The sequence below is a fragment of the Flavobacterium sp. genome (genome assembly GCF_040379285.1).
In the GTDB taxonomy this organism is placed as follows: domain Bacteria; phylum Bacteroidota; class Bacteroidia; order Flavobacteriales; family Flavobacteriaceae; genus Flavobacterium.
Window position 1 is genome coordinate 109,811 of the sequence record NZ_JBEILJ010000001.1, and the last position, 11,213, is coordinate 121,023.

General features: G+C 43.6%; 12 protein-coding genes. 5 read left to right on the forward strand and 7 right to left on the reverse strand.

What is annotated here, in order from left to right:
• Both ABWO12_RS00590 and ABWO12_RS00595 read right to left on the reverse strand, forming a co-directional pair.
• Window positions 1-675: an SDR family NAD(P)-dependent oxidoreductase gene (locus ABWO12_RS00590; RefSeq protein WP_353086281.1), complete on the reverse strand. Its 675-nt coding sequence runs from the start codon at window positions 673-675 to the stop codon at window positions 1-3.
• 130 nt (window positions 676-805) lie between these two features.
• Window positions 806-1,945, reverse strand: coding sequence for an acyl-CoA dehydrogenase family protein (locus ABWO12_RS00595; RefSeq protein ID WP_353086282.1), 1,140 nt, complete (start codon window positions 1,943-1,945; stop codon window positions 806-808).
• Window positions 1,946-2,039: 94 nt separating this feature from the next.
• On the opposite strand from ABWO12_RS00595, the gene ABWO12_RS00600 reads away from it, so the two are divergent.
• The 4 genes from ABWO12_RS00600 to ABWO12_RS00615 are packed head-to-tail and all read left to right on the forward strand — an operon-like array spanning window position 2,040 to window position 6,564.
• Window positions 2,040-3,113: an anhydro-N-acetylmuramic acid kinase gene (locus ABWO12_RS00600; protein WP_353086284.1), complete on the forward strand. Its 1,074-nt coding sequence runs from the start codon at window positions 2,040-2,042 to the stop codon at window positions 3,111-3,113.
• Window positions 3,114-3,155: 42 nt separating this feature from the next.
• Complete coding sequence (locus ABWO12_RS00605) at window positions 3,156-4,385, forward strand: Glu/Leu/Phe/Val dehydrogenase dimerization domain-containing protein (protein WP_353086286.1); 1,230 nt, start codon at window positions 3,156-3,158, stop codon at window positions 4,383-4,385.
• Window positions 4,382-5,536 (forward strand): Na+/H+ antiporter NhaA, encoded by a 1,155-nt coding sequence (nhaA, locus tag ABWO12_RS00610; protein ID WP_353086288.1) that lies wholly within the window; start codon window positions 4,382-4,384, stop codon window positions 5,534-5,536. Before ABWO12_RS00605 ends, nhaA begins: the two co-directional genes overlap by 4 nt.
• 41 nt (window positions 5,537-5,577) lie before the next feature.
• On the forward strand, window positions 5,578-6,564 hold the full coding sequence (locus ABWO12_RS00615; protein WP_353086289.1) for an energy transducer TonB family protein: 987 nt from the start codon (window positions 5,578-5,580) through the stop codon (window positions 6,562-6,564).
• 25 nt (window positions 6,565-6,589) lie between these two features.
• Here ABWO12_RS00615 and ABWO12_RS00620 read toward each other — a convergent pair whose 3' ends face one another.
• Window positions 6,590-7,813: a glycosyltransferase gene (locus ABWO12_RS00620; protein WP_353086290.1), complete on the reverse strand. Its 1,224-nt coding sequence runs from the start codon at window positions 7,811-7,813 to the stop codon at window positions 6,590-6,592.
• Window positions 7,814-7,860: 47 nt separating this feature from the next.
• Here ABWO12_RS00620 and ABWO12_RS00625 point away from each other — a divergent pair, with 47 nt between their 5' ends.
• On the forward strand, window positions 7,861-8,442 hold the full coding sequence (locus ABWO12_RS00625) for a MiaE family protein (protein ID WP_353086292.1): 582 nt from the start codon (window positions 7,861-7,863) through the stop codon (window positions 8,440-8,442).
• A gap of 293 nt (window positions 8,443-8,735) precedes the next feature.
• On the opposite strand, the gene ABWO12_RS00630 is transcribed toward ABWO12_RS00625, so the two are convergent.
• The 4 genes from ABWO12_RS00630 to ABWO12_RS00645 all read right to left on the reverse strand — a co-directional run.
• Entirely contained in the window at window positions 8,736-9,038 is a 303-nt protein-coding gene (locus ABWO12_RS00630; RefSeq protein WP_353086294.1) for a helix-turn-helix domain-containing protein, read from the reverse strand.
• A gap of 72 nt (window positions 9,039-9,110) precedes the next feature.
• Window positions 9,111-9,458, reverse strand: coding sequence for a type II toxin-antitoxin system RelE/ParE family toxin (locus ABWO12_RS00635; RefSeq protein WP_353086296.1), 348 nt, complete (start codon window positions 9,456-9,458; stop codon window positions 9,111-9,113).
• A 436-nt stretch (window positions 9,459-9,894) separates the two neighbouring features.
• On the reverse strand, window positions 9,895-10,671 hold the full coding sequence (locus ABWO12_RS00640; RefSeq protein ID WP_353086298.1) for a hypothetical protein: 777 nt from the start codon (window positions 10,669-10,671) through the stop codon (window positions 9,895-9,897).
• A gap of 95 nt (window positions 10,672-10,766) precedes the next feature.
• A partial coding sequence (locus ABWO12_RS00645) for a T9SS type A sorting domain-containing protein (RefSeq protein WP_353086300.1) occupies window positions 10,767-11,213 on the reverse strand: 447 nt, incomplete at its 5' end.

The window sequence follows — 11,213 nt, forward strand, 5'->3', positions numbered from 1 at the left end:
TCATGGAGTAGAAGATGAAACCTGAATAATTTTTCCATTATGAAAAGCATTCCCTTTTAAGGTGAAATTATAGATATAATCGGCCATTTCGGCCGCAGATACAGGGGCTTGGTACCCAGGGAATGCTTCTTCCAACATTTCGGTTTGAACAGCTCCTAAGGCCAAAACATTAAATGCAATACCGCGCTCTTTGTATTCCTCAGCAAGCAGTTCCGATAAGGTAATGACAGCGCCTTTGCTCGAACTGTAAGCGGCCAATCCGGGGAATTTCATACTGCCTTGTACACCGCCCATCGAACTCACACTGACCACATGACTTCCCTCTGGCATGAAGGGCAGACAAACCTGCGTGAGCATCGCTATTCCGAAGACATTCACCTTGTAAACCCGGTCAAAATCTTCCATACGCAATTGTTCAAAGGGCTTGTTGACCAAACTCCCCGCATTGTGTACAAGTCGATCTACCTGCTTCCAACTATGGGTGAGAAAATTCCGGACCTGTTGCAAATCGTCCTCTACCATTAAATCAAGGGAGAAGCAAGTAATATTGGGGTGTTGCATCAATTCCTGAGGGATTTTTCGCGATAAGGCCAACACTTGATGCCCCGCTTCTGCACATTGTAGTGCTAATTGCAAACCGATTCCTCGGGATGTTCCAGTAACGATAATATTCATAGGTTTTAGGTCTAATTGGTCACTCTATTTTTTGCGCATCCGCAGCTCATGGTCCTTGGAGCAAAGTTAGGGATTTCAACACACAAAAAAACCTCCACTAAGGGAGGTTTCTTCACTATTCATCTATACATTAAGCAATAAGTCCTCTGGAAATTACAATACGCTGAATCTCAGAAGTTCCTTCATAAATCTGCGTAATCTTCGCATCACGCATCATACGCTCTACATGATACTCAGCCACATATCCGTTCCCTCCGTGAATCTGAACTGCCTCATTGGCTACCTCCAACGCAACTTCGGAAGCATACAATTTGGCCATCGCACCACTGTGGGCAATATCTTTTCCTTCATCTTTCTCCACCGCTGCTTTCATCACCAACAATTTAGCCGCTGTCGTTTTCAAATACATATCGGCCAATTTGAAAGCAATTGCTTGGTGTTTAAAAATTTCTTTCCCGAAAGCTTTGCGCTCTTGGGCATATTTCAACGCCAATTCATAAGCACCATACGCAATACCTAGAGCTTGCGAAGCGATACCAATCCGGCCTCCATTCAAAACATTCATGGCAAAAGAAAATCCAAAACCATCTTCACCTATACGGTTTTCTTTCGGCACTTTAACATCGGTAAACATTAAAGAATGCGTATCCGAACCGCGAATACCCATCTTTTTTTCTTTGGGCCCAATTTCAAATCCTTCCCACCCTTTTTCTACAATTAATGCATTGATTCCTTTGTGTCCTTTTTCAGGATCAGTTTGCGCCATAACCAAATAGGTTGAAGCGGTTGAACCGTTGGTAATCCAGTTTTTGGTTCCATTCAACAAATAATAATCCCCCATGTCTTTCGCCGTCGTTTTTTGCGAAGTGGCATCCGAACCTGCTTCAGGCTCCGACAAACAGAAAGCACCGATCTTTTCACCTTTGGCTAAAGGCACCAAATATTTCATTTTTTGTTCTTCGCTACAGTATTTCTCCATACCCGCACAGACCAACGAGTTATTCACCGACATAATTACCGCCGCTGAAGCATCGACTTTGGCAATCTCCGTCATCGCCAACACATACGATACACTATCCAATCCAGCGCCCCCGTATTTGGGGTCAACCATCATGCCCATAAAACCCAAATCAGCCATCATTTTGACCTGCTCGGAAGGGAACTTGGAGTGTTCATCGCGTTCAATCACGCCGTGCAATAATTCGTTTTGAGCAAAATCACGCGCCGCCTGCTGAATCATCAAATGCTCTTCGGTAAGATTAAAATCCATATAAATTCGTGTTTGTTAGTCGTAAATTTTAATTTTGGTTTCCAAATGTATAATATAAAACGCGAAACTTCAAACGATTTCGTAATTTTAAAAAATGTCTAAACACACCTATCATATTCTCGGCGTCATGTCGGGCACATCCCTCGACGGCATTGACTTGGCTGAAGTTTTTTTTACGTTCGAAAACGGGCGTTGGACCTATGCGTTCGGCGTTTCTGCCACCTTGCCTTATTCCAATAGTTGGCACCGTCGTTTGCAGGATGCCCTCCACTATGCCCCACCCGAACTTCAACAACTTAATCAGGAGTATACTGCCTATCTCGGCGAAGTGATTGCGACTTTTATTCAAACCCATGACCTTCAAGCCCTTGATGCGGTATGCTCTCATGGACATACGATTCTTCACCAACCGCAAAACGGATATACTTTACAAATCGGCAACCTTCCTGAAATTGCGTCGTATTGCCAACAAACGGTAGTGTGCGATTTTCGCGTGCAGGATGTAGAACGCGGTGGACAAGGCGCTCCTTTGGTTCCTATCGGCGACCGAATGCTGTTTTCAGAGTACACTTATTGCCTCAATCTCGGGGGGTTCTCCAACGTCTCCTTTGAACACCATCAACGCCGCATTGCCTTCGATATTTCGCCCGTCAATACCGTTCTCAATCACTATGCCGCACAACTTGGAATAGCCTATGATGCCGGGGGAGAACGTGCGGCCGAGGGAACACTTTTGCCTGAGCTATTGAAGGCTTTAAATGGCTTGGAATACTACACACAACCCTTTCCTAAATCGTTGGGGGTTGAATTTGTGCGCGAAAAAGTCTTACCCCTGATGCACCGTTACAACCCCTCGCCCATTGACGCGCTTCGCACCTTTACCGAACATATTGCCTACCAAACCGCCCAGGCATTACCCATTGCCCAAGGACGTTTACTCATCACTGGCGGAGGCGCTTACAATCATTTTTTACTTCAACGAATGCAAGCCTACCTCCCCGAAATGACCCTCATCGTGCCCGATAACACAACCTTAGAATTTAAAGAAGCCTTGATTTTTGGGTTGTTGGGCGTACTGCGCTTGCGGGAGGAAATCAATGTGCTTTCGAGTGTTACTGGTGCCCTCGAAGACCATTGCAGTGGAAAAGTATACCCTTGGAAAGGATGAATTATAAAGGAATCCGTACTTTTGCGGCACAAATAAACTACGATGAAAGATTTACTGAAAAAATTTGAAAATAAACAACCCGAAATTGTATTCAACTGGAAAGATAGCGAAACCGATGCGGAAGGTTGGACGGTAATCAATTCCCTTCGTGGCGGTGCTGCCGGAGGTGGAACACGAATGCGTAAAGGGCTTGATATGAACGAAGTGCTTTCATTGGCCAAAACCATGGAAGTGAAATTTACCGTATCCGGTCCTGCCATTGGAGGCGCAAAATCAGGGATCAACTTTGACCCCAACGACCCGCGTAAAAAAGACGTTTTGAAACGTTGGTACAAAGCAGTATCGCCACTATTGAAAAGTTATTACGGCACGGGGGGCGACCTAAACGTCGATGAAATCCACGAAGTAATTCCCATGACCGAAGAATGTGGCGTATGGCATCCGCAAGAAGGGGTGTTTAACGGGCATTTCAAACCCACCGATGCTGACAAAATCAACCGTATTGGTCAATTGCGTCAAGGCGTGATTAAGGTGATAGAAAACCCTAAATTTTCCCCCGATGTTTTGCGAAAATACACCGTAGCCGATATGATTACAGGATACGGAGTCGCCGAGGCCGTTCGCCATTATTACAACACCTATGGTGGGGATTATCAAGGTAAAAAAGCAATTGTGCAAGGATTTGGCAACGTGGGTTCGTCCGCTGCATTTTACCTTGCTGAAATGGGAGTTCGTGTCGTCGGAATCCTTGACCGTGAGGGTGGCGTTATGAATGAAAACGGATTTACCTATGACGAAATCAAACGTTTGTTCCTCAACAAAGACGGCAATAAATTGGTGGCCGAAAACATGATTCCTTTTACCGAAATCAATGAAAAAATATGGAACATGGGAGCCGAAATTTTTGCTCCTTGCGCCGCATCTCGTCTCGTCACGCAAAGCCAAGTCGATGCTATGATCGAGAGCGGATTGGAAGTCATCACTTGTGGAGCCAATGTGCCTTTTGCTGACAAGGAGATTTTCTTCGGTCCCATTATGGAATGTACCGATCAAAAGGTGAGTTTGATTCCTGATTTCATATCTAACTGTGGTATGGCGCGCGTGTTTGCCTATTTTATGGAGAAAAAAGTCCAAATGACCGATGAAGCTATTTTCTTCGACACCTCCGAAACCATCAAAAAAGCTATCGAACGCTTACATGATCGCAAATCCGATAAACAAAACATTAGTGCTACTGCCTTTGAAATTGCCCTTCAACAACTTGTATCATGAAAGTAACTCGATTGTTTACTTCCTTTTTTGAAAGTGAAAAAGCAGGCGGATTAGTTCTTGTTTTTTGCACGATACTCTCCCTATTCTTGGCCAATTCCCAATGGTCGGAATCCTACTTGCATTGGTGGCATACTGCCTTGGGTGGAAAAACTGTAGAATATTGGATCAACGACGGTTTGATGGCTATTTTCTTCTTGCTTATTGGACTTGAACTTGAACGGGAAGTATACATTGGTGAACTCTCCAAAATCAAAGACGCTGCCCTGCCCTTAGCGGGAGCTTTAGGCGGCATGCTCGTGCCTGCGTTACTGTTTGTTGTATTCAACCACGACACTCCTACCCTCAAAGGCTATGGTATTCCTATGGCAACCGATATTGCTTTTGCCATTGGGATCTTGTCGCTTTTGGGCAAACGGGTTCCTGTGGCTTTGAAAGTCTTTTTGACCGCGTTGGCTGTCATCGATGACTTGGGCGCCATTTTGATGATTGCCATTTTTTATACTGATAGTTTACAACTTGTAAACCTCGGCATTTCGCTGGGGGTGTTTGGAGTGTTGCTTATCCTCAACCGACTAAAGGTCAACAACCTCTTGTGGTACCTCATTGGAGGGATAATTATGTGGTATTTCATGTTGCATTCTGGAGTGCATGCCACAATTACTGGCGTTCTTTTGGCCTTTGCCATTCCGTTTGAAAATGGGAATCCACGCACAATTTCGTACCAACTCCAACATTGGTTACACCATCCCGTAGCCTTTGTTATCATTCCTATTTTTGCCCTATGCAATACCGCTGTTGTGATCGAAGGCAATCTCATCGATACCTTACAGCACCCGTATAGCATTGGCATTCTGGTAGGCTTAATCATGGGGAAACCGTTGGGAATTTTTGCCTTTAGTTGGCTCACCGTTCGTTTCAAACTCACCCAACTCCCCGAAGGATTTACGTGGCAGCGGCTTTTGGGACTCGGTATGTTGGGCGGTATCGGATTTACCATGTCCATCTTTATCACCCTACTAGCCTTTGACGATACGACCGTCATCAACAACAGCAAATTTGTGATTGTAATCGCTTCGACCGTATCGGGCCTTTTGGGCTACCTCTGGTTGCAAAAAACGCTTCCTCCTCCCGCAACTACCCCCAATGAATGATAATTTTTTGTACTTTTCAGCGTTAAATTCAAAAACCGCGTATGGATTTCCAAGAACATTCCACCCAAGACGTCTCTTTTGACCGCTCACAAGACCGTCTAAAACCGCTCGGAGAGACCACCACCCAGGACAAACGCCTTTCGTTAGTTTTGGCCACAGTGCTTTACGCCCTGCTGATATTGGTTTTGTTTTTCATTCGCTTTTGGCCTCCCTCCGACAAAGAAATGGCGGCTTTAATTGCAGGCGGTGGCGGTGGCGGCGGTGTGACGGTGAACTTTGGCGACAGTGACTTCGGTTCGGGTTCGGATTACCGCAACGACGACCTCAATGTCACCAACCAAAAAGCAACTGCAACCCCTACACCTGAAGAAAGTTTGCTTACCGACGATAGCGATGCTGCCCCTGACGAAGTGGTTGTTCCCAAAAATGAACCGACCAAAAAACCGGTGACACCAACCAATCTTCCCATAAAAACAACGAAACCTAAAGAGGTAAAACAACCCGTTCGTAAAGTCGACGATGCCTTAGCCAACATTCTCAAAGGAGGAAACCGCGGCGGCGATGGCGATGATGCTGCAGGAGGTAATAAAGGAAAAACCAACGGCAGTCTCGGTTCCAACGGCTACTACGGTAGTGGCGGAAGCGGCGGCGGTACGGGAGGCGGAAATGGCCCTGGGAATGGAACAGGAACAGGTCCCGGCTCAGGAAGTGGCACTGGCGGCGGAAATGGCAGTGGCAACGGACGCGGAAACGGTCCCGGCTATGAACTGGCAGGCCGAAAAGCGCTCAACAAACCCCAACCCGCCTATACGTGTAATGAAGAAGGAACCGTGGTCGTTCAAATCACTGTGGATAAAAACGGAAACGTCATCGATGCCAAACCGGGCGCGCGCGGCACCACCAACTCTGCTTCATGCCTTGCTAGTCAGGCTAAGATTGCAGCCATGCAAACCAAATGGTCGGCCAGTCCCGACGGTGCCGAACGACAAGTGGGAAAAATCACTTACAACTTCAAATTAACAGAATAAACAAAAGCGCTTTCGGGCTCTTTTTTTAGGTCTTATTTTTTTCACTAATCCATTTCGATAGGTAGCGGGTGCTTTGCAATGTATGGTGGTTGAGCAATTGTCCCACAACATTGGCCTCGCGATGCTGTTCCAGTTGTGTTCGAACCAAATCCCAACGCGACCAAAATCGGTCGGTATGAAGTGCTGCAGAAAACTGTTGTTGCAACAACACAAACCCTTGTTCTTGCGCTGTAGTCCAAGCCAAAGCGTTGGTGTAAAGATTGACTGCTGCCGCTACAAAAACATCCCAATCGTCGGTGATGACCCCGTTCCATAGGCCGTCGTGGTGCATTCCTTCGGCGCCGATTGGAGTGGTAACTGTAGGGGTACCCATTTGCATGGCTTCGAGCAACTTGCCTTTAATACCTGCCCCAAAACGCAATGGAGCGAGCATAACCTTGGCACTGGCAATGGTAGCCAACGCTTCGGGAGCACGCCCTAAGCAAAGAAATCCTTGCGCGGGTTGGTGCATTTGTTGGATGCGTTCGGAGGTGTATGCGCCATATATTCGGAGTTGTGCGTGGGGCAATTGACGTCGAATCTTTGGCCAGAGTACCTCTTTCAAAAGCAGTACCGCATCGGAATTGGGATCGTGCATGAAATTGCCCATAAACACAAAATCGGCGCGCGACGTAAAATCGGGTATCGAAGTCCCTTTTTCCCCAAACAAGGGCAAATACACCAATTGAGCTGCTGGAAATTGCCATTCGTTTTGCAACCATTCGTATTCAAAAGCCGAAATGACCAGCACCCAATCACAGCGGTAAAAGGCAGCCAGTTCACGTTTGGCGGTATCCGAAAGCAACAAACTACGGGAAAGCGGCACTTGCTTTTTGACCGCCTGTTGCCGTGCGGCACGTAAAAAATGTAGGTCTTGACTATCGAGCAGCGTAAAGGCTTGGGGACACTGTTCGCGTACGCGCCAGCCAAACTGTTCTTCGGTCACAAAACGGTCAAAAATCACCACATCGGGTTGCAAGGTCTTCACCCAATCGTCGAAGGCCGTATCGTTGACGGCTATAGGGTGAAAGGTATAGGGATAAGCCGCCCAATCGATAGAAAAATCGCGGTTTTGCGCTGCTGAGGCCACGGTAATAGCGTATCCTTTGGCTGCAAAAAGGGAAAGGAGTTGCAACGAACGGGAGCCTGCTGCCGACGATTGCGGTTCGGGCCAAACGAGACCGATAAAAAGTAGCCGTGGAGTTTCCATTCCTACAAAGAAAACATTTAATTTTGTGGCATCAAAACGCAATCGTTATGTTGGGATTACAATTGGCCACCGACCCGCGCTGGGTGAATATCGTAGAAGCAAATATTGAGGAAATCTTAACCGACCACGCTTGGTGCGAGCAAAAAGCGGCTTCCAATGCGATTTACATTATTGTCAACAACTCCGATAAGGTGGAACTGGTGACTGAAATGTTGCGCATTGCGCGGGAGGAATTAGAGCATTTTGAACAAGTGCATGAAGTGATAAAAAAACGGGGATTGGTGTTGGGTCGCGAGCGCAAGGACGACTATGTAGGCGAATTGGTGAAATTTATGAAAAAAGACGGCAGCCGCAACGATGCCTTGATTGAGCGTTTGCTTTTTGCCGCCATGATTGAAGCGAGAAGTTGTGAGCGTTTTAAAGTTTTATCCACCAACATAAGCGACCCTGAGTTGGCGCAATTTTACCGCGAACTGATGATTAGCGAAGCGGGGCACTACACGGCCTTTTTGAAATTTGCCCGTCAATACAGCGAATCGATCGATGTAGACAAGCGGTGGAAAGAATGGATTGCCTTTGAAGCCTCGATCATCACCAAATACGGCAACAAAGAAACGGTACACGGGTAAAGGATATTGGCGTAGGGCGCTGCGATAGAAGCTCCGTAAAGCAAGCGCTTCGCCACAGAAAGGCACGTATCATACCCAAGACTTTAGCAGAAAGAGGTACAACGGCGGGAGTGAGTAGTTATCAGCGCATCAAAAATGTACCTTTAAATTTAATATTCAATCTTTGCTATATTCTACAACTTTTCCGCTAGCAGAGGTAATTTTCACTCCAGAAATTGTATTGTTCGTTTTATTTAATAAGTTAGGGCATTCGCTTGTTTACTTTGGCGTACAATTGTAAACTATGGAGTAGCTCACCACTCCACCGACAATTTCAATTGGCCTCCGAGTCCGTCTTGAACGATACGCATTAGAGTAGAGAGGCGAATGTCGCTTGCATTATTTTCAATTCTTGAAATATAATTTTTGGTAGTACCCACTTTTAGCGCCAAATCTTCCTGGGTTAACTGTTGTTTTTTTCGGGCTTCTTGAATTAATACACCTATTTTAAACGCTTGAAATTCGGCTTCAAACTTTTCTCTTGAAGCTGAACCCACTTTACCATAATTCGCATCTAAGTGCGAGGCAAAAGGCTGAATATTATTGTTTGTTTTCATGTTGTTGGGTATTATTTTGAGGTTTAGTGTGATTCATTTTTAGCGGCAACCTAATCTTGAAAGTACCACTTTCTATAATCTCTTTTTTTCAAAATATTCTTTTTTCAAACGTTCCGCCTTTTTTATCTCTCTTTTGGGTGTCTTTTGGGTCTTTTTTTGAAAACCTCCAAGTAAAACCACCAGTTGTTCTTTGTCGAAAAAACAAAAAATTCTGTAAATGCCTTTTCCCGCTGCGATTCGAATTTCCCATAATCCTGAGGTATGGGTAAGATGTTTAAAATACCGCTCTGGCACAATAGGTAAACTTTCGATCAAAAGAACGGTCCAGTCTATTTTCTTTCTAACTTCTACAGATTGCTCATTGTAAAAATCAGTAAAATAACTTTTATAAATCCCTATTTCTCTTCTAAATGGCTTCAAAACAACTAATCTACTACAAAGTTATCCAAATAGGCAACAATTTGCAACCTATTTTAAAATTATTTGTAAACAACTTCTAAGTTTTCGCTCCAAAATCGTGTACCATCGATGTCAACATTCGCGAAAGCAGGGAAACGTTAGGTAAGACAGGGGGAAGCCCGCACCTATTAAACAACCGGCAAGTCTGGCTTATACTACACAAAAAGCGTACTACCACTACGCATCATGCGTACACACACTTCGCAACATGCGTGGGTACACTACGTAAAAAGCGTACTAACACTGCGCATTATGTGTACTCACACTACGCATCATGCGTGGGTACACTACGCAAAAAGCGTACTAACACTGCGCATTATGCGTACCTCCTCGCTAAAAAGAGGCACGTATCACACCCAAGACTTTAGCAGAAAGAGGTACAACGGCGGGAGTGGGATTACCGTAACCATCCTTTTACTGGACTGACGTTGAGACTAATTCCATAAAAGTTATTACGAATAGTGAAATTGCCAGAGGTGTCGGGACTATTTTCAAGATTGAAAATTTCATATTCACCAGTAACATAATCAGGTGCAATTGAATTATTTACAAAGAAAGACATGTCAAAAAGAGCCCAACTGGTTTTATAATGTGCTCCTAATGATAGTTCATACGAAAAATTAATGCTATTTTGACCACTAGAATATGATTTAAATATTGGTTTTTCACTTACTTCAACCCCCGAGATTAACTCTTCATTTGTTCCTGTAATTAAATTTAAATTCAACCCCACTCCAAAAACGAGATTTACTTTTTTAGTCATTTTTAAAAAATACTCTGTTTTTATCGGTACAGCAATTATAAACTGATTGTAAGGGTCAAATTGAGTAAGCAAATTTTCAAGACCATTTCCAATATCACTATCTGATATATTCAAATCAAATTTCGGTATAAATTCTTTGGCGATAATCCCTGTTTTGAAATTAACATTTCCCGTTTGAGCAAAATTGTAGTAAAATCCAAATTGATAAGAAAAATCGTTGGTAAATCGCATACTTGGATACATCGAACCATTTAAATTCCAAGCGTCGCTTTTCTTTAAAATTGAGGGTTGAAAAACAAAACTAAGCTTGGAGTACTTTTGATGAAAAAGATGCTCAGCTTCTTGGGACAATCCAAAAAACGAAGAAAAAGTAGCAAGTAAAATGCTTGCTACTTTTAAAAGATTAATCAATCGGCATATCATAAAAAGGATCAATTTTTTAAATTATTAGGATTTTTTCTTTCAAAACTGCATATGTAAATATTTCAATCCCATTTTACCAATTATTATTCTTTAATAATTATTTTCGATGAGGAGGTAATACTAACAACCTTTACAATATAAACGGCATTAGGTAATGAACTAATATCAATAGTATTATTATTTACTTTATTGGTATAATCGCCAATTAATGAACCTGACTCTGTATAAATTTCAATAGATTTTATAGTATCACCTTGTTTAATATCAATAGTTAAATTACTTTGTGCTGGATTTGGTGACATATTTAAAGGATTGTCTACTTTTACTGTTAGAGTTTGAACGGTTTCTTCTTTAGATATTTCAGATTCTATAATTTCCTTTAAACCAGTATTTGTTTGACTTGCTTGTTTTTGTGTACTATCGGTTACAACTGTTCCAGAGTTCTCAAAAATGATTTCTTTGAATTCTTTGACATAACTACTTTTTGATGAAATAGCCAACACGTAAGTTTTTGAAGCGTCAAATATTAC

Excerpts from the sequence above, each read along its gene's own strand:
- ABWO12_RS00590 (WP_353086281.1), bottom strand. The coding sequence starts at position 675 with ATGAATATTATCGTTACTGGAACATCCCGAGGAATCGGTTTGCAATTA.
- ABWO12_RS00595 (WP_353086282.1), bottom strand. The coding sequence starts at position 1,945 with ATGGATTTTAATCTTACCGAAGAGCATTTGATGATTCAGCAGGCGGCG.
- ABWO12_RS00600 (WP_353086284.1), top strand. The coding sequence starts at position 2,040 with ATGTCTAAACACACCTATCATATTCTCGGCGTCATGTCGGGCACATCC.
- ABWO12_RS00605 (WP_353086286.1), top strand. The coding sequence starts at position 3,156 with ATGAAAGATTTACTGAAAAAATTTGAAAATAAACAACCCGAAATTGTA.
- nhaA (WP_353086288.1), top strand. The coding sequence starts at position 4,382 with ATGAAAGTAACTCGATTGTTTACTTCCTTTTTTGAAAGTGAAAAAGCA.
- ABWO12_RS00615 (WP_353086289.1), top strand. The coding sequence starts at position 5,578 with ATGGATTTCCAAGAACATTCCACCCAAGACGTCTCTTTTGACCGCTCA.
- ABWO12_RS00620 (WP_353086290.1), bottom strand. The coding sequence starts at position 7,813 with ATGGAAACTCCACGGCTACTTTTTATCGGTCTCGTTTGGCCCGAACCG.
- ABWO12_RS00625 (WP_353086292.1), top strand. The coding sequence starts at position 7,861 with ATGTTGGGATTACAATTGGCCACCGACCCGCGCTGGGTGAATATCGTA.
- ABWO12_RS00630 (WP_353086294.1), bottom strand. The coding sequence starts at position 9,038 with ATGAAAACAAACAATAATATTCAGCCTTTTGCCTCGCACTTAGATGCG.